This window comes from Swingsia samuiensis (genome assembly GCF_006542355.1).
Taxonomy (GTDB): Bacteria; Pseudomonadota; Alphaproteobacteria; order Acetobacterales; family Acetobacteraceae; genus Gluconobacter; species Gluconobacter samuiensis.
In genome coordinates, this window is sequence record NZ_CP038141.1 from 1,034,279 (window position 1) to 1,052,500 (window position 18,222).

Consider the following 18,222-nt stretch of genomic DNA (forward strand, 5'->3'; position numbering starts at 1 on the left):
AGAGTAATTCAAAACCAGAGAAGGAATGTCGGATCTCGCAAAAGAGACGTCTTCACTTTGGTGGCATATTAGAAATGGCGAAGGGTGATCTTTACTCTCGAATGTACGGCTTAGTATAATTTTAAATTTGTGATTAATATTTTTTTGTAAGTCATTTAATTTATCAGATATTAATAAATATATTTTTTTCGAGGTATAAACAGGGATATAGTTTTCTTTATTATGATTATAATAAATAGAAGCAAGCCAGACTATTAAACGAACATAGTGAGAGGCAAGAGCCTCGTCCTTAGAGGTATATATTTTTTCTGGTTTGTCTGAGAGGCAGAGGGCCAAATCGGCAATGAGTTGTTTTTGTATAAAAGAATTTGGCGATTCGATGTTCGTCACGTTAGAAAATTAACCCCTTGGAGAAGATGGAGAAGCCTAACATTTTTCTAAAAAAAAGTATATTTTTAGAAAAATAACAACATTTTTAAGTTTGGTTCGTTATCAAATTGTGTCTAAGTACAATCCACGAACGACTCAAACGTTGCTGACATTTAAGAGGTGCTCTTTTTTGGGAAAGCTCCAGTTTGTTCGTTAGTATGGAGTTTAGAGATACTCACACTTGCAAAAGGTTTTTATCTACTCAAAAGATGAAGTGATTGATTTTCTTGGCTATTAAAGATATGAAAAGTTAATTGATTTTCTTTTCTTTTCATTTAGTATAGTAGAGAATCAATACTCGATCATTTGGGTGGTCTGAAGGCCGCCAGTGCGAGGCAACCTTAATTTGGGAGTGCAAAGTAATGGCAGTCACTACAGTGGTTGGCGCCTCTGGCCATATTTTGGCAGTAACGGTAGACGGAGCTCAAGCAGAAGCTCTGGCTAAGCAATATTCATCTGCAGTAACGGCAGCGAAGTCACGCCTAACAAGCTACGACTTGGTTCCTGGTAGTAACAATAGCATTTCTTCGCCAACAGGTGTTGCGCAAGGGATCATTACTCAGGGCGGAAGCTACAACATTAATGGTGATGTGGCCTACATCGCAGCTGGTAGCTATGGCCCACTGGATTCACCATATGGTCCTAAGAGAGGGAATGTTAACCCTCAAGACACCCTAAGAGGTGCTGCAACCATTAACACATCTGGCGACACTGCTAAGAGCATCAACATTCTTGCAGGTGACTGGGATGGCGTTACAGTTAATATCGCGAACAACCAGAATGGTAAATTTGTTGGCGGTGTTGGTGACAACGTATTTAATGGTAAGGGCCTAACAGGTAGCTGGAATATTGCTACAGGTTCTGGAAACGATACTATTAACGGTACAAACGGCAACAACACGATTGCAGGTGGTACTGGTAATAACGCAATCTATCTTGGACAAGGACGAAATATTGTTCTTTCCGAAGGTCAGGACACAGTTACAGGTGTAGCCGGTAGTAGGGATACTGTTACCCTTCTTGGCGGTAGTTCTCTTGTTAATATACGTGAAAACGCAACTGTTTTTGATGCTGCAGATCATAACCAAGTTACGGTTGGCACAAACAGCTTTATCACGGGTGGAAGCTCAAGTAACTACTCGATCAACGGTGGCACAGGTACTGTTTTCGGTGGTCAAAGCGATACCATTTCTGCTGCAGGAGATATGCAGCAGGTTCGCGGTGATAGCAATAACCTAAGTGTTGCAGGTAGCCTGCAGTTCTTGAATGGTACTGGCAATACAGCGATCACTGCTGGTCAGGCAACGATGTTCGGTGCAAGCGGTCTGCACCTAACGTTTGATGCTACGAATACAGATGGTCAAGAAAATCTCTTCGTCGGCAACGATGGAGATGAATATATTTCTGCAGCATCTTCCCATGGTACTTTGCACGCGTTTGCAGGCACAGGGGATACAACAATTATCGGTGGTACTGCTTCTGATACGTTGGTTGGTGGAACAGGTAAGTCTACTCTTCAGGGTGGTTCTGGCGACTCTAACCTATTTGCTATTACGAAAGGTCATGCTGGTAGCGAGTACACCATCCAAGACTTTGGTAGTGCAGCAGGTAACTTGATGGCTCTGTATCAATATGGCCTTCAAAACAACGGTGGTCTGCAGAATGTTCTAAGTCATGCAACGGTTGCTGGTGGTAACTCAACAATCGCATTGGATGATGGTTCAAAGATTACATTTGTTGGTGTAACACAGCTATCAACTAAGAACTTCACATTGAGCTAATATTTAGTTCTGTTGTGTTAGAAGAAAGCCGGGCTTATTGCCCGGCTTTTTTTATGCTTTATAAAGCTGATAAATAAAACGGTATTGAGCGAGTAAAATGTTTTTTTCATCAAAAAAGAATGTGGAGCCTTCATCTGAAGAAAACTATCGCTCTTTGCTGGAAAGCTATCGGACGTCGTCTCGTTTAAATGTTTTGCAAATTTCTGATTTACAAAATGAAAATGAAAAACTTGAAAAAAGATTATTAGAACTGGAAACATCGCTTTCGTGGAAAGTCACGTATCCATTACGGGTGATCCGTGCTTTCTCATTCGGTCGTTTACCATCAGGCCGTCCTATCGGTTATATTTCCCATCGAACGAAAGAGATTATTACGAAAGAAGGAAAAAAAGTTTTCTTTCTACGTGTCTGGAAGAGAGTTAGCTTAGCGGGAAAAATTTTTGTTAAGAAAAAAAGGCTGATAGGAAAACAATCATCTCAGAATGTAAAAATATATACTGAAAATGTCCCAAAAGAATCTAAGAACACACTATCAAACCAGATATTAATTATTGCAGAATTATCTTTGCGGCAGTGTGCAAAGTATCGAGTATGGCAAAAGAAAGAACTACTTCAAAATTTAGGATGGAACGTTAAAGTTGTAGATTGGCGAGATATTGCGTTGGCAAAGTCTGCGCTGCAAGTTTGTAAGCATGTTATTTTTTATCGTGTTCCAGGTTTTGATGATGTTATCAGACTGGTTGAAGAAGCGCATCGCCTACAACTAGATCCTATTTGGGAAGTTGATGATTTAATCTTTGATGCAGAAGAATATCGACAAAACGGAAATATTGATACTCTATCAGTTGAAGAACGTGATCTTATTTTGTCAGGTGTAGCGTTATTTCGGCGTTGCATGCTTGCTTGTGGACGAGGGCTTGCCTCTACAAGGGCTCTTGCTGATGAAATGAAGAAAGCAGGCTTACAAAATGTTTTTGTATTAGAAAATGCCTTAGACGATGAAACATGTCACCTCGTGGAGGAATTTCTGCCGTCTGAACATATAGATAAAGAGGAAATATGGGTTTCTTACGGTTCGGGCACAAATACGCATGATATAGACTTTAAACAGGCCGAAAAAGGTCTTTTCTCTGCGATGGAGGAAGAGAAAAGATTATGCCTTTGTGTGATTGGGCAGCTTAACCTTTCTGAAAAATTTAAAAAATTTGGGAAGCGCGTTAAGTATATTCAAGAGCTAACATTTAAAGACTATCTTAAAACAATTTCTCAAACAGATATTGCTATAGCGCCTTTAGAGAGTACAACATTCAATGCATGTAAGAGTAATATTAAATATTTAGAGGCGTCTATATTAAAAGTAGCGTCAATTTGCTCCCCACGAGATGCATTTAAAGTTATTCTTAGAGATGGAGAAAATGGTTTCTTTGCAGAAACTCCTGATGATTGGAAAAATGCTTTTTTAAAGTTGGCGCGTGATAACCAATTAAGAAGACGATTGGCTGAGCAGGCTTGGAAAGATGTTACGTCTTATTATAATTTAACAAGAATGGCCCATACAGAAGGCCAGAAGATTTTTGGATTACCTCAAAAATCAGATCGAGAAAAAATTAAAGTATTACTCGCGAATATTTATTTTGCTCCGCGTTCTTTTGGTGGTGCAACGATTGTTGCAGAAGAAATGGCGTATCAGTTAAAAAAACGTGACATAGATGTCAGTGTTTTTACATCGAAAGGAAAAACAGACGATAAATTCACAAGTAATGTTCGGTACTCATTTAATGGGATAGATGTTTTTGCTGTTCCTATTCTAGATGAATATAATAAAATAGGGTCATTAGATAATCCTTACATTGCAGAGCAATTTGCAACATGGCTTGACGCTTATCAACCCGATGTTGTGCATGTTCATGCAGCGCAAGGATTAGGCGTTTCTATGTTGCGTATGTGCCAAGAGCGTGGAATTCCTTATGTATTGACGCTACATGACGCATGGTGGTTGTGTGATCGTCAATTTATGGTTCAGGAAAATGGTCGTTATTGTTTTCAGACGAAGATAGATCTTAAAACCTGCCAGTTTTGCCAGCAAAGAGCATCATATTTAGAAGATCGTCAAAGTATGATGCACTATGCCTTAAAAGGGGCAGCCTTACTTTTGAGTCCATCAGAAGCGCATCGGCAGCTATACTTAGCAAATGGTGTTGAACCTGAACGTATAGTGGTTAATCGCAATGGTTTTCAGTGGCCTAGTCGTCCTCGGAAGAAAAGAATAGCCGGTGCCCCCGTTCGTTTTGGTTTTGTTGGAGGGACGGAAGTTGTTAAAGGGTATGAACTATTAAAGGAATGTGTCGAGAGTTTATCGAGAAGTGATTGGAAACTGATCTTAGTAGATAATAAAATTAATCTAGGATTTCAGTCTATATTTCCAGATATTTGGAATGTCCGTGGAACGTTGGAAATTATACCAGCATTTAATCAAAATGGATTAGATGATTTTTTTGACCAGATAGATGTGTTGTTGTTTCCCTCTCAATGGAAAGAAAGTTACGGTTTAACGGTAAGAGAGGCGCTGGCACGGGATGTATGGGTTATTACAACCTCTCCTGGGGGGCAGTCAGAAGATGTGATTCATGGGATTAATGGAACGCATATTCCGTTGAGTGGAGATCCGTCCTTTTTAGCTCAGGCTATGGAAGATATTCTTCAACACCCAGAGTTTTTGTCGGATTATGTTAATCCTCTTAAGGCAGATCTCGCTTCTTATGAAACGCAAGCAGCAGAGTTGGAAGAGCATTTAAGAAAAGTTGTTAGAGACAATTAGTGCTTAAAGAATAAATGGAAAAGAGAAGCAAGGCGGTCTTCACTCGCTAAGGCCTGTACGCATCGGGCACGAAAGCCTGCTTTCTTTTTAACGGCCCGGGGTGGGTTTTTAAGGAGGTACTCTTCAATCCAAAGAGGGTTGAAGAAGGCAGTGTCAGGGATTTCTTTTTTCCAAAAACGTGTTGAGGCAATTCCACTTGGGTTATCGCGTAGAAGCTCTGTTTTAATAAAAGGAGCTTTCCCGGAGTGAAGAACTGTCGTCCAGTCCGTATGCATGGGGTTTAGGGATAGAAGGCGTGCTAACCCTCTGTTGCTCGCCCAAGACGCGGTTAGATCAAAATTGGCGGCTTGCATCGCTAAACCTAAGCCAAGCTCTCCATGCAAAACAATTTCATCTTTGCTCATAGAATGAAAAGGCTGTTGGAATACTGCTTGTATTTTAGGATGAAATAATGCCTCTCGTTTCATAACAAGAAACCAAGATTGTAAATGCTGGGTAATGGCTTCTGAGCGAACCATCCCCCACACATGCGGGTTAAGGGCACTCATACGATCTACGATTGGTTTTAAAGGCGTAAGAGGACCGAACACGCTGTCATTTGCAAAAAGAATTTCTTCAGCTTGAGACGCGATATTCAACTGTAGGAGATCGCGCCAAGCGCCAAAGTCCAACCCTTGGTTAGCGCGAGGGTACAATTGAGCATGTATAGGGGTAGAAGCACTTAGGAAGCTCTTGTGTAAAGAATTTAGTTTATCATTTTCATGGGGTAGAATGCCCGAAAGAGCGATATGTAACTCATACCCACAAGAGGATATTTGTTGAAGCAAGTGCCGTGTATGGGGCGCAAGAAGAAGGTCGTTACTATGGTAAGCGAATAAGCAAACACGATTAGCCATAGTCAGAACATCTAAAAATGATGAAAGAAAATATTTGGGGAATGGTGGCTGGGGTGGGAGGATTCGAACCTCCGCATGGCGGAATCAAAATCCGCTGCCTTACCACTTGGCTACACCCCAATTTTTCCCTCTCTCGTGGAGAGGGTGTGTTGGGCTTTTAATCTGAAATGGGGGGATTAGTAAACCCCATATCTACGATTCAAGCTCTAAATTATGATTTGGCGTGCCGGTATGGCTTATGGCGTCTTGCATTTTGCGACGAGAGGATGGCTTTAAAACCCCATAACGCTCTGCTTTTTCTAAAGACTTTTCAAGTGCGGCCATGGTTATTCCAAGGTCTTGGCTTTCGTCTTTTTCCCATGCACGCAAAGCCGTTCCCCATATGGCGGCAAGACCATTGATTCGGCAGATTCCCCCTAAGCCTGAACAATCAATTCCAGCCGCATCGGCAATCCACCGCATCGAATCGAGAGTGGCTCCGGCAAGGAATGCTGTTAAAGCAGGATCGCGTGGGAGGGTGTGTAAAACAGAACGAATACCTTCACGATATTCTTGGAAGAGATCAAAGCGGCGCATGATTAAGTCAAACAAGTGCTCTCGTAGAGAACTTCCTTGTCCTTCATCCCGCAAAGCACTTTCGTCCGCCATTTTTCCAAGTCTAAGCAATAAAAGGGACTTAAGAGGGTAGCGAGACCGCACAGCATCGATAGGCAAGCCCGCTTCTTTTGCAGCTTCAACCATTGAAAAATGATGCCAGCCTTCTAAACTTGCAAGATTCATAGCGGCTTGTAAAAGCGCAATATCAAAAGCGTCTTTATCTAAATCTGCAGTATCTTCTGAGAAAACGTTGTTTTCATTCATAGCAGATTGATGCTGTACGGACATGCCGATCTCCTAGCATTGAACCATGGTTCTAGAGATTGTTTTGGTGTTGGTTGTCTTAATCAGTTAACTCGCGAGTTCATCAGATCTTTTACGGGCAGCTTGAACAGCCTCAGGAACATTCTTTGGCCAAGCATTTTCTTCCATAAGAACGCTCAATGCGGCTGCTGTTGTTCCATTCGGGCTGGTCACATTTTTGCGAAGAGTTTCAGCATCTTCGGGCAGGGTCTGTAGCATGCGGCCAGCGCCGTAGATGGTTGCCCGTGCTAAGCGGCGTGCAGAATCCGCCGGAAGGCCATATTTAACCGCTGCTTTTTCAAGTAATTCTGCAAGAAGGAAAACGTAGGCTGGCCCAGAGCCTGATATACCCGTCACGGTCGCAAGGTCTTCTTCTTTGTCCACAGTTACAACTTCACCAATGGCAAGCATAAGATCATGGCAGATTTGCGCTTGTGTCTTAGAAGCTTCGGGTGAGGCAAAGAAACCACTCATTCCCGCACCAACAGAGGTAGGGGTGTTTGGCATAGCACGCAAAACAGGCATAGCTTGTCCCGCATTTTTAGCCATTTCAGCTAAAGAAAGACAGGTTTTTCCAGCAAGAACGGAAAGAATAGCACAAGAAGAAGCTCTGCTACCAAGTGCTTTTACCAATGATGTAATGGCTGTTTCTGCTGCAGCAGGTTTAACCGCAAGCACGATGATGTCAGGTGTAAAAGATGATGGAATTTCTTCCGCTGTTTTTACAACAGAGAAACGTGCATCATCGTTCGCTTTATGCCGATCCATTACGAAGATTTTGGGCGGTGTTTTGGATGCAAGCCATCCATCAAGCATTGCGCCACCCATTTTACCGCTACCGACGAGAAGAATAGAAGGATGAGAAGAAGCCAAGGTTCTGTGTCTCCAAATGGTTTCAGATATTAAGAAGAATGATGTTGTTTGGAGCCCGTAGAACCTTCTAAGTCTTTCAGACGCGATTCGAGGCTATTGAGGCGGGATTCTGCTTCTTCCTGAGATGCACGAGCGCGGGCTGCCATTTCAAGAACCGCTTCAAATTCATCGCGGCGAACAAGGTCAAGTGAGTTCAATATTTCGTCAACACGTGTGCGTACGATAGAATGGACCTCTTCTCGAGCACCAGCAAATGCAGAGAAAGCGTTTCCAGCTAATCCAGCAATGTCATCAAAAAACCGTGGCCTGTCAGCCATGTGAAATCTCCTTAAAAATAATTAAGACAACATAACATAGTACGATCCTGCTTGGATCATTTTTCTAGGCGGATTATACAGGAAGAATGATTATCGTCACCGGTGGAGCCGGATTTATTGGATCGTGTCTTCATGCCGCCTTGCGTCGCCGCGGTTTGAGAACTGTTATTGTGGATCGTTTGCGGGAGGGGGTAAAATGGCGCAATCTTTTATCTCACGCCCCTGATCGGATTGTATCTCCAGAAGAATTGCCTGAGTTTCTTGAGGACGCTCCAGAGATTCAGGCTGTATTCCATATGGGTGCAATCAGTTCAACGACGGCCCGAGATGGGGACCTTGTTTGGCATTCGAATGTCACACTTTCCCAATTTCTGTGGCGTTGGTGTGCACGACACCATGTTCCGATGATCTATGCCTCATCGGCGGCTACCTATGGGGCAGCGGATAAACCTGAGATGTTTTTAGACGGTGTCGACAACATTTCTCATCTTAAACCTTTAAATTTATATGGCTGGTCAAAGCAATCATTTGATGTGTGGGTTAAGCGTGAACTGCAGTCAGGCAATGCAGCACCTCCCCAGTGGGCTGGACTGAAGTTTTTTAATGTTTATGGCCCGAATGAGTATCATAAAGGCTCAATGATATCGGTTGTGAAGGTTAAGTATGATGACCTTCAAAAAGGCTTTGCACCAAAGTTATTCCGATCCGATGTGCCGAGTATTCCAGACGGTCAGCAAATGCGGGACTTTATCTGGGTCGGAGATGTCGTTGATGTGATGATGTGGCTCTTTGACCATCCTAAAGTCAGTGGGCTGTTTAACTGTGGGACAGGTGTCGCCCGGAGCTACTTGGATTTGGCATATGCCGTGTGTGATGCGGCACAGCGTGAACGAGCTGTTGAGTTTGTTGATATGCCTGAGAAGTTAAAGGGGCAATATCAGTCATATACATGCGCAAATATGCAACGGTTGAGAGACGCCGGGTATGAAAATTCATTTACCTCTCTCGAAGATGGTATTCATCAATATGTACGGGAATATTTAATGAAACCGGAGCCTAATCTTTGACACACCCACTCATGTTTCCGGATATTAGCCCGGTCGCATTTCACATCGGGCCCTTTGCAATCCGGTGGTATGCTTTGGCTTATATGGTTTCTTTTATTATTGCCTTGCCAATAGCGAAGAGGCTTTGCCGTTTAGCACCGGCTGTTGCAACGACAGAACAAGTTGATGACTTTCTGTTTTATGCGATTCTTGGTGTGCTATTGGGCGGGAGGCTAGGATATGTCTTATTTTATCGCCCAATGGATTATTTAGCGCATCCCATTGATATTTTTAAAACATGGGAAGGAGGGATGTCCTTCCATGGTGGAGCGCTGGGCGTCATTCTCGCTTTAGCTTTTTTCTCGTGGAAGAATCGAATTAATTTCCTATCCTTTTCAGACCGTATTGTACCGGTTGTCCCCATCGGGTTGGGATTGGGTCGATGCGCGAATTTTATAAATGGAGAGTTATGGGGGCGCCCCGCTTCACCTGATCTCCCATGGGCTATGGTATTTCCCACCGGGGGGCCGGTTCCAAGGCATCCGTCTCAGTTGTATGAGGCTCTTACAGAAGGCTTATTGCTTTTTTGTGTGATGATGATTGCTTCGAGCCGTATAAAAATCCGTGAACATGCTGGATTTTTATCGGGGTTATTTTTGTTTGGTTATGCCTTGGCACGAAGCTTTTGCGAGTTTTTTCGTCAGCCGGATGCCAATATTGGTTTCTTGGCGGGAGGCGTCACGATGGGGCAAATTCTGTGCATTCCAATGGCATTAGCCGGGATGGGATTGATGTTTTATGCCCTCAAATCCTCACCGATACAGGAAAATATGAGTGTCTGAAGATGTATTAAAAAGTGCATTGCTTCCAATGCCACACGGTTTTTTCACGAGACGTGGGGGTGTTTCGCCAGCACCGTATGACAGCTTGAACTGTTCTTTTTCGTCTCAGGACGAATGGGATAATATTGTCGAAAATCGTGCACGTGTTGCTCAATCCTTACAGATAGAACCGACCCATTTAATGGGGTTAAAGCAAACGCATAGTAATATCGTTGTTGCTATAACCTCCCAAACGGATCTGTGGCCTTTAGGGAAAGGCCAAGAAGGAGATGCGCTGGTCACTAATCGTCCAGATGTTGGGGTAAGTGTAATAACGGCTGACTGTGGACCAATTTTATTACGCTCTGATGATGGCCGAATCGTTGGAGCAGCTCACGCAGGGTGGCGAGGGGCTGTGGGTGGGGTTTTAGAGGCTACAATTTCAAAAATGCATCAACTTGGTGCGCAAAATATTGTTGCGGCTATTGGTCCTTGCATTGGTTCTTCCAGTTATGAAGTCGCAGAGGATATGCGTAATACGGTGTTAGCGGCTCCTTTCGATGGAGAGAGGTTTTTCACTAAAACAGATAAAAAGGGGCATTATTTATTTGATTTAGCAGGGTATTGTGCTGCGCGGTTGAAAAATGCAGGAGCACATCAGATTGATGTACTTTCTGTTGATACCTTGCATGACCAAAGATTTTTTAGCCATAGGCGTCGAACCCTTGCAGGAGGCGGAAATATAGGACACCAGATTTCGGCTATAAGACCGAGAGGGTGAAACTGAATTAATATTGTATTTTGCTAACTTTTCGGCTAATTCGCAAGCAGCACAGACACCCCTGGAGGTTTGTGTGGTTGTAATTTTTTAATACGCAGGAGCGTAAAAGTGGCAAAATTAACATCACTTAAAGTCTCTAAGCGCGCGAAGGCTGGTAAGGGGGCAGCGCGCGCTACGAGACGTGAGGGTCTAGTCCCCGCAGTCATTTATGGTGGCAAAAAAGAACCAGCCATCATCGCGATTGACCCTCGTTTGATCATTAAAGAGTTTCATCGCGGTGGTTGGGCTTCTCGCGTATATAATCTGAAAATTGAAGGTGGAGACAGAGCTTCTGTTCTGATCCGCGATGTTCAGTTCCACCCAGTGTCAGATGCACCGCTTCACATTGACTTCCAACGTGTTTCTGCTGGTGAAAAAGTTCACGTTCAGGTTTCTGTTGTCTTCGAAGGTGAAGATGCAGCTCCTGGTATCAAACGCGGTGGCGTGCTTAACATTGTACAGCATGCTGTAGAAGTTGAAGCAGATCCATCCAACATTCCTGAGCACTTTGTTGCAGATCTTACCGGACTTGATATTCACGATACTATTCGTTGGGCAGATCTGTCTGGAACAGAGCATGTTGAGCTGCTGGGAAATCAAGCAGAAGAAGATGCGGATATCGTGATTGCTTCTATCGCTCCACCAACCATTGAAGAAGAGCCAGAAGAAGGCGAAGATGGTGAAGAAGGCGAAGAGAATAAAGATAAAGAAGAAAAGAAATAACTTATGAAGCTCTGGACCGGACTCGGCAATCCCGAGCCCGGGATGAGTCGACATAGGCATAACATTGGTTTTATGGCAGTTGATGAAATTGCCAAGCGTCATGGCTTTTCTCCATGGCGGAAGCGCTTTAAGGGGGAAACCTCTGAAGGTGTTTTAGGGGGGCAGAAAATTCTGCTCCTCAAACCAATGACATATATGAATCTGTCTGGAGACAGTGTTCAACAAGCAGCACAATTTTTTAAAATTGGCATGGAAGATATAGTCTCTTTCCATGATGAGCTTGATTTAGCATTCGGAAAAATTCGTATAAAACGAGGTGGTGGCGCGGCTGGACATAACGGTTTGCGTTCGATGGATCGTTGCTTGGCTACGCCAGAATATTGGCGTGTACGAATGGGGATTGGCCATCCTGGTCATAAAGACAGAGTTCATGGGCACGTGCTCGGTAATTTTTCGAAAGAGGAAGCAGTTTTCCTTGAGCGCTGGTTAGAAGCTCTGGCTGATGCTTCTCCCTTGTTAGCGAAAGGGGAGCATGAAGCCTTTATGACAAAGGTGGCTTTATTATTGACGTGAATGGTGGATAATCACTTCACGTCTGAATTCTTTTGTTTAAATAGAATAACATCGTTTTTGAATATCAGGCTGATCGGCCTCAGCTGAGAAATGGAGAGCATAATGGGTTTTAATTGTGGCATCGTTGGTTTGCCGAATGTTGGTAAGTCCACGCTGTTCAATGCTCTAACGGAGACGGCAGCGGCTCAAGCCGCAAACTACCCATTTTGTACGATCGAACCGAATACGGGGCGTGTAGCTGTTCCTGATCCTCGCCTCGATAAGCTCAGTGAGATTGGAAAGTCAGAACGCACAGTTCCTACCAGCTTAGAGTTTGTTGATATTGCAGGCCTAGTGCGTGGCGCTTCAAAAGGCGAGGGGTTAGGCAATCAGTTCTTGGCGAATATCCGAGAAGTAGATGCGATTATTCACGTCCTGCGCTGTTTTGAAGATGATGATATCACGCACGTTGAAGGCGGCGTCGACCCTGTTCGGGATGCTGATATTATTGAAACCGAATTAATGCTCGCTGATTTGGAAAGTCTTGAGAAGCGGCAAGTTAATTTACAAAAACGGGCACGTGGAAATGACCGTGAGGCGCAAGCACAGCTTGAGTTGATGGAGCCTTTGCTTGCTGTTTTGCGTGATGGAAAACCTGCGCGAACCGGCGTGCCAGCAGGTCAGGAAAAAGAGGCTGAACGCCTTCAGCTGTTAACAACGAAACCTGTTTTGTATGTATGCAATGTTGAAGAAGCATCAGCATCGACAGGAAATGCGCATTCTGAAGCGGTTCGTAAAAGAGCAGAGGCCGAAGGGGCAGGAATTGTTGTTGTTTCTGCGGCGATTGAAGCAGAAGTTAGCCAGTTACCACAAGAAGATCGGGAAGAGTTTCTTGAAGGGCTTGGGCTAACGAATAGTGGGTTAGACCGTGTAATTGCGGCCGGGTATCAGCTGTTGGGTTTAAGAACTTACTTTACCGTAGGCCCGAAAGAAGCCAGAGCATGGACCATTACAGCAGGAACCAAAGCGCCTAAAGCCGCTGCTGTTATTCATAATGACTTTGAACGCGGCTTTATTGCATGTGAAACAGTCGCTTTTGATGATTATATTACGTATCGTGGTGAAGCCGGCGCGAAAGACGCAGGGAAGTTAAGAATAGAAGGCAAGGAATATGTCGTCCAAGATGGCGATGTCTTGTTGTTCCGGTTTAATGTCTGAGCCACGCGAAGAATTAAAAAGCCTTACGGATAAGGCGCGAGTTGCGGCACAAAGCTTAGCGCGTTCTGATGAAAAAGAACGCAATGCGGCTTTGAAAGCCATGGCGCGTGCTTTGAGGTTGAATAGTATAAAAATTATTGAGGCGAATCGAAAAGACCTTGAGGCTTTATCAGAGGAAAGAACAGCTTCTTTTCGTGACCGTCTTACCATAACGCCTGAGCGTCTTGAGCAAATGGCAAAAGGGTTGGAGGATATTGCGTTATTATCCGATCCATTGAACCGTATTTTGGCGGAGTGGAAGCAGCCTAATGGACTAGTGTTCCGGCGGGTGTCAGTTTCCCTTGGCGTTATTGGAATGATTTATGAAAGCCGACCCAATGTCGGTGCGGATGCTGCTGGTTTATGCATCAAGTCTGGCAATGCAGTGATTTTACGTGGTGGTGCCGAGGGAATAAATTCAGCGCAAGCGATTCAAACAGCTTTAACCCAAGGGATCCGTGAAACGAATTTGGACCCAGCTGTTATTCAAATGATTCCATCGGCTGACCGTGCTTTTGTTGGTGAGATGCTTCTGGCTTCTGGGGGAATAGATTTAATTATACCCCGCGGAGGGAAGTCTCTAGTTGAACGTGTACAACGGGAAGCGCGCGTCCCTGTTTTAGCACACGCGGAGGGGTTGAATCATACCTATATCCACAAAAGTGCTAGGCCAGACATGGCACGCAAAGTCATCTTGGATGCAAAAATGCGCCGTACTGGGGTATGTGGTGCAACAGAAACGTTATTAATTGATGCTGAAATTGCTCCGTCTTTGCTTCCCCTTATTATTGAGGATTTGGAACAAAGAGGGTGTACATTCCGTGCAGATGAGCGAGCACGTCAGATTCTGCCAATCCTTCCTAAGGCATCTCAGAAAGATTTTGATACGGAATGGCTTGATGCCATTTTATCAGTCGTTGTGGTTGATAACGTTGAGGAAGCATTGCGTCATATCGCCGTCCACGGGTCTGGACATACAGAAGCAATTATTGCGGAAGATGAGCAGATTGCGGATTTGTTTTTGAAAAATACAGACAGTGCCGTTGTGCTCTGGAATGCATCGACGCAATTTTGTGATGGAGGTGAGTTCGGTTTTGGAGCAGAAATAGGAATTGCAACAGGGCGTATGCATGCAAGAGGGCCTGTTGGCTTAGAACAACTGACATGTTATCGTTATGAGGTTAGGGGTACAGGACAGGTGCGCGGCTGAGTACTATTCCAACATATGGTGACAAACGGCGAACACGTGTGGGTTTGCTTGGGGGGTCTTTTAATCCTGCCCACAGCGGTCATTTGCATATTGCGCAAGAGGCATTACGTTTTTTAAGGCTTAATCAGGTTTGGCTTATGGTTTCTCCTGGGAATCCATTAAAGTCTAAAAAAAACATGGCTCCGTTTTTTCAGCGCTTGGAGAGTGCAGAAAAAATTGCAGATGGGAAACGTATTGTTGCGACGGATATAGAATATCGTTTGAGACAGCGTTTTACCGTTAAAACAATAGCAGAATTAATCAGGCGCTTTCCTAATGTTGAGTTTGTTTGGTTGATGGGCGCGGATGGTTTAGCTAATTTTACCCGATGGAAACATTGGCGAAAGATAGTTCGTCTTATTCCCATTGCTGTTTTTCCTCGGCCAGAGAATGTGATACCAGCGTTGCATAGTGCAGCGGCTTCAGCCTTGAAGAAATATTATAGACCATCAAGAGAAGCTTACATTCTTGCTCGTCAGAAGCCGCCAGCATGGACATTTCTCGTTTCTCCTCAAATGAAGATATCCTCCACTCAAATAAGAGAGGCAGGAGGCTTTTGTTTTGAAGGGAGCGAGAGGAAAAGAATTCCTCCACCTAGGCGGTAGAGGATAATTTATTGAAATGAGATGGTTAAATATCTCATATTAGAGTTCTAAATCGAGAAAGAAGAATCAATGACAACGGTTAAAACACCAAGAAAAAAAACAATTATAGCAGGCCCAAAGACAAGCAAAACATCTCGCAAGCCTGTTCCTACAGATGTTTTGGAGAAAATGGTTAGTGTTATTATTGATAGTTTAGAAGAAGATAAAGCTGAAGATATTCGTGTATTGGATTTGATCGGAAGAGCTAATTTTGCAGATCGTATGGTCATAGCGACGGGTCTTGTGGACCGTCAGATTGCTGCAATGGCACATCATATTGAGAAAAAACTGGCAGAAGCAGGCTTTAAGCATCTTCTTATCGAAGGTGATAACGGAAGCGATTGGGTTCTCTTAGACGCTGGGGATGTCGTTGTTCATTTATTTAAGCCAGAGAGCCGCGAGCTTTATGGACTTGAGAAGATGTGGGGCGATGATTTGGATGTGGAGGAAGCAGAGGAAATTGCTATAGGAGAAGTAGAGAAATAATAAGTAAAGATGAAACTGATTGCGATAGGACGCTTAAAATCCGGGCCAGAAAAAGAACTTTTTGAGCGGTATTCTAAGCGCCTTCGACCTAGCCTCTCTGTTGTAGAAATTAGCCCGAGCAAGGGCTCTGTTTATGAGCAGAAGCGCAGAGATGCACTTTCGTTACTTGAGCACTGTCCGGACAATGCCATTGTTGTGGTGCTTGATGAAGGCGGGAAAAGTGTTGGTAGCGTTCAGTTTGCTGAAAATATAAGAGGCTGGCAAGAAAGTGGACGTCCAATTTGTTTCATTATTGGCGGAGCAGAAGGCTTAGACAAAATAGTTTTAGAGCGAGCTGATAGAGTTATTTCTTTTGGAGTTATGACGTGGCCACATATGTTGGTTCGAGTTATGTTGGCAGAACAGATCTTTCGAGCACAAGCTATTAATTTAAATCATCCGTATCATAAAGAAACAAGACCGGATTGAGATATAAAAAAAGGCCTTTCAAAAGGCCTTTTTTTATATCGTAATAACTTATTAAGTTTTAACGAATGGAGCGGTTTGGAGCGTCAACAGGGAATGTATTGTCATCTGGAGCTTCTGCAACTTCAGATGTGTTGAAAGAAGGCAATACGGCATGATGTCTAAACCGTGTAGCATGCGAGCGTGCAATAACGACATGCGAAGGGTTTCTTCCATCATCACCACGCGCATAGATGAAGCCATAGGTTGGATAGATGCTTCCTAAGCGGCTGCCACCACTATTATTAAGTGCAACACGTACGGCACTCCAATCATTATTCGGCGAAACATCAATAACACGGACATTACGAGAAATGCCGTTAGAAGCCCAATGGGACTGATCAATGTAAATAGTACGGCTATTGGCAACAGACCGAACAATAGCAACATGCCCAAGAGGCATGCGGCGAATTCCTCTAAAATTAAGAACAGACCCTACTTCAGGAGCAGATCCGCGAGCATAAACGCCAGCAGCGTTATACCACCAGTCGCGTGCATTCCCATGGAGAATAACGTTGGATTCTTGTTTTGCAAAAGCGACGCACTGAAGAACCCGAGCATAAGAAAAAGACCGATGACGAAAACCACCGAAAAAACGGTGTGCATGTTTTGAAGAGCGGTGGTTATGAGAACCCCGGAAATGCCGTGCTTGAGCTGAGGATGAGAAAAACACAACCAAAGATAGTATCAAGGTAGCAAAAAAGGATTTTCTATAACTACTATTCGGCACGATATTTTTAATCCTAGATTCAGGTGTGTCTTAATAGGATGAACGCAGCTAGCAATGTTATAGCTGGTCTGGCAAGAGCAGAATGCACATCTAAAGGTTAATTTTTTGTTTCAAGCAAAAATCTTTTTTTAGAGCGCATTTTGCCTTTTTTCTGCCTAATTTGGTCTTTTTGTTATTTGGTCGTCACAAGCATAATTTCTACAAGCATATTTGGATCGGCCATTTCAGCTTGTACGCATGCTCGAGCAGGAGATTGGCCTTGTGGGATCCATGCAGACCATAGCGTATTAAGGGCTTCTCTGTCTTTAATATTTTTTAACCAAATTTGTGCTTGAAGAATTCGGGTGTTGTCTGTTCCGTGTTCTTCCAGAATTACATCAAGCTGTTTTAGGACACTTTTTACTTGCTGATCGATCGGCTGAGATAGGTCTTCTGCCGTTACGCCTTGAGTAAAGATGAAGCCATGATATTCGACAGCTTTTGACAAAATAGCATTGGGTTCGGTGCGAATGATATGGCTCACGTTAACTCCATTAGTTTAATACTATAATGAATAAGAATATCAGAATGAGATGATTTGTGCTCGCAGTCAAATAGTCAAATGTCTTGTCAGTATAAAAAACGCAAGGTATCGCATAAAGGATAAGACAGGGGAAACGATATGAGTGGATTAAATATAAAGAGAGTTCCCGTAACACCTTTGCGACAAAACTGTACCATTATTTTCAATTCTGAAGACCATGCTGTGGTGGTCGACCCCGGTGGAGATGTAGACACCATTATTTCTCAACTTGATGGAATGACGGTGGATATGATCCTTTTAACGCATGGTCATTTTGATCATGCTGGCGGGGCTGCTGAACTTTCTGAAAAGCTTACAAAAAAGCAAGGTCGTAAAGTAGAAGTGTGGGGGCCTGACGAGAAAGATCTTTTCTTGTTGAAAGCTATTTCTGCTCAAGGAAACGCTTTAGGGTTGATGGGGCTGCAAGATATAATTCCTGATCGTTTTTTGACAGATGGTGAAGAGTTAGATTTGTTGGGATATCGTTTTGAAGTGCGCCATGTGCCCGGGCACACTCCTGGCCATGTTGTTTTTATAGATGAAGCGAACGGAAGAGCTATTGTTGGAGATACTCTTTTTCGAGGAACAGTAGGGCGAACAGATTTTCCGTATGGTGATTTTGACGCCCTTATTTCAGGGATCAAAAAAAATCTAATGAACTTACCGGATGAAACGATTGTTTTGTGTGGACATGGTTTGCCAACAACGATTGGTGAAGAAAGAAAAAATAATCCGATTTTAGCGCGGTATTAAGCGAGGAAGAGAATATGAATTTCAAAAAATATTCCTTTGGGAAAGCGATTCTATGCATAGC

At 43.6% G+C, this 18,222-nt stretch carries 20 protein-coding genes and 1 tRNA gene (1 of these 21 running past the window's edge); 14 read left to right on the forward strand and 7 right to left on the reverse strand.

Going from position 1 to position 18,222, the window contains the following annotated elements:
- The first annotated feature begins 791 nt into the window (after positions 1-791).
- The gene (locus E3D00_RS04770; RefSeq protein WP_141460425.1) at positions 792-2,210 is read left to right on the forward strand and encodes a calcium-binding protein; all 1,419 of its coding nucleotides are present in this window, start codon (positions 792-794) and stop codon (positions 2,208-2,210) included.
- A gap of 97 nt (positions 2,211-2,307) precedes the next feature.
- Positions 2,308-5,028 (forward strand): glycosyltransferase, encoded by a 2,721-nt coding sequence (locus E3D00_RS04775; protein WP_141460427.1) that lies wholly within the window; start codon positions 2,308-2,310, stop codon positions 5,026-5,028.
- Here E3D00_RS04775 and E3D00_RS04780 read toward each other — a convergent pair.
- The 5 genes from E3D00_RS04780 to E3D00_RS04800 form a co-directional block, all read right to left on the reverse strand.
- A complete protein-coding gene (locus E3D00_RS04780; protein ID WP_141460429.1) occupies positions 5,025-5,924 on the reverse strand; it encodes a rhamnan synthesis F family protein in 900 nt (299 codons plus the stop codon). The genes E3D00_RS04775 and E3D00_RS04780 overlap by 4 nt on opposite strands.
- Before the next feature lie 45 nt (positions 5,925-5,969).
- A tRNA-Gln gene (locus E3D00_RS04785) sits at positions 5,970-6,044 on the reverse strand.
- 72 nt (positions 6,045-6,116) lie between these two features.
- Positions 6,117-6,809, reverse strand: coding sequence for a TetR family transcriptional regulator (locus tag E3D00_RS04790; protein WP_246091503.1), 693 nt, complete (start codon positions 6,807-6,809; stop codon positions 6,117-6,119).
- A gap of 63 nt (positions 6,810-6,872) precedes the next feature.
- Positions 6,873-7,652 (reverse strand): pyrroline-5-carboxylate reductase, encoded by a 780-nt coding sequence (proC, locus tag E3D00_RS04795; protein WP_246091518.1) that lies wholly within the window; start codon positions 7,650-7,652, stop codon positions 6,873-6,875.
- Positions 7,653-7,726: 74 nt separating this feature from the next.
- Positions 7,727-8,014 carry an accessory factor UbiK family protein gene (locus E3D00_RS04800; protein ID WP_141460433.1) on the reverse strand — a complete coding sequence of 96 codons (288 nt, stop codon included), beginning with the start codon at positions 8,012-8,014 and terminating at the stop codon, positions 7,727-7,729.
- 86 nt (positions 8,015-8,100) lie between these two features.
- Between E3D00_RS04800 and rfaD the strand changes: the two genes are divergently transcribed.
- The 10 genes from rfaD to E3D00_RS04850 all read left to right on the forward strand — a co-directional run bounded on the left by rfaD (position 8,101) and on the right by E3D00_RS04850 (position 16,080).
- The gene (rfaD, locus tag E3D00_RS04805; RefSeq protein WP_141460435.1) at positions 8,101-9,081 is read left to right on the forward strand and encodes an ADP-glyceromanno-heptose 6-epimerase; all 981 of its coding nucleotides are present in this window, start codon (positions 8,101-8,103) and stop codon (positions 9,079-9,081) included.
- 11 nt (positions 9,082-9,092) lie between these two features.
- Entirely contained in the window at positions 9,093-9,902 is an 810-nt protein-coding gene (gene lgt, locus E3D00_RS04810) for a prolipoprotein diacylglyceryl transferase (RefSeq protein ID WP_141462377.1), read from the forward strand.
- Positions 9,895-10,662, forward strand: a complete 768-nt coding sequence (pgeF, locus tag E3D00_RS04815; RefSeq protein WP_141460437.1) for a peptidoglycan editing factor PgeF — start codon at positions 9,895-9,897, stop codon at positions 10,660-10,662. Before lgt ends, pgeF begins: the two co-directional genes overlap by 8 nt.
- Positions 10,663-10,770: 108 nt before the next feature.
- The gene (locus E3D00_RS04820) at positions 10,771-11,424 is read left to right on the forward strand and encodes a 50S ribosomal protein L25/general stress protein Ctc (RefSeq protein WP_141460439.1); all 654 of its coding nucleotides are present in this window, start codon (positions 10,771-10,773) and stop codon (positions 11,422-11,424) included.
- Between the two features lie 3 nt (positions 11,425-11,427).
- Positions 11,428-11,997 carry an aminoacyl-tRNA hydrolase gene (gene pth / locus E3D00_RS04825; protein ID WP_141460441.1) on the forward strand — a complete coding sequence of 190 codons (570 nt, stop codon included), beginning with the start codon at positions 11,428-11,430 and terminating at the stop codon, positions 11,995-11,997.
- A gap of 102 nt (positions 11,998-12,099) precedes the next feature.
- The gene (gene ychF / locus E3D00_RS04830) at positions 12,100-13,194 is read left to right on the forward strand and encodes a redox-regulated ATPase YchF (protein WP_141460443.1); all 1,095 of its coding nucleotides are present in this window, start codon (positions 12,100-12,102) and stop codon (positions 13,192-13,194) included.
- On the forward strand, positions 13,160-14,443 hold the full coding sequence (locus tag E3D00_RS04835; protein ID WP_408909365.1) for a glutamate-5-semialdehyde dehydrogenase: 1,284 nt from the start codon (positions 13,160-13,162) through the stop codon (positions 14,441-14,443). The genes ychF and E3D00_RS04835 overlap by 35 nt, the downstream gene beginning before the upstream one ends.
- Positions 14,444-14,481: 38 nt before the next feature.
- On the forward strand, positions 14,482-15,087 hold the full coding sequence (locus tag E3D00_RS04840; RefSeq protein WP_408909355.1) for a nicotinate-nucleotide adenylyltransferase: 606 nt from the start codon (positions 14,482-14,484) through the stop codon (positions 15,085-15,087).
- 69 nt (positions 15,088-15,156) lie between these two features.
- Complete coding sequence (gene rsfS, locus E3D00_RS04845; RefSeq protein ID WP_141460447.1) at positions 15,157-15,612, forward strand: ribosome silencing factor; 456 nt, start codon at positions 15,157-15,159, stop codon at positions 15,610-15,612.
- A gap of 9 nt (positions 15,613-15,621) precedes the next feature.
- Positions 15,622-16,080, forward strand: a complete 459-nt coding sequence (locus E3D00_RS04850; RefSeq protein WP_141460449.1) for a 23S rRNA (pseudouridine(1915)-N(3))-methyltransferase RlmH — start codon at positions 15,622-15,624, stop codon at positions 16,078-16,080.
- Between the two features lie 58 nt (positions 16,081-16,138).
- Here the strand turns inward: E3D00_RS04850 and E3D00_RS04855 are convergent, their stop codons facing one another.
- Both E3D00_RS04855 and E3D00_RS04860 read right to left on the reverse strand, forming a co-directional pair.
- Complete coding sequence (locus tag E3D00_RS04855) at positions 16,139-16,846, reverse strand: CHAP domain-containing protein (RefSeq protein WP_141460451.1); 708 nt, start codon at positions 16,844-16,846, stop codon at positions 16,139-16,141.
- Positions 16,847-17,018: 172 nt separating this feature from the next.
- Entirely contained in the window at positions 17,019-17,369 is a 351-nt protein-coding gene (locus E3D00_RS04860) for a RidA family protein (protein WP_141460452.1), read from the reverse strand.
- A gap of 138 nt (positions 17,370-17,507) precedes the next feature.
- Between E3D00_RS04860 and E3D00_RS04865 the strand changes: the two genes are divergently transcribed.
- Together E3D00_RS04865 and E3D00_RS04870 are read left to right on the forward strand one after the other, a co-directional pair.
- Positions 17,508-18,161, forward strand: coding sequence for an MBL fold metallo-hydrolase (locus E3D00_RS04865; RefSeq protein ID WP_141460454.1), 654 nt, complete (start codon positions 17,508-17,510; stop codon positions 18,159-18,161).
- Between the two features lie 14 nt (positions 18,162-18,175).
- Positions 18,176-18,222 carry the beginning of a DUF192 domain-containing protein gene (locus tag E3D00_RS04870; RefSeq protein WP_181442002.1) on the forward strand. 448 nt of this gene lie beyond the right edge of the window, so the window shows 47 of its 495 coding nt (coding positions 1-47); its start codon is at positions 18,176-18,178; its stop codon lies beyond the right edge, outside the window.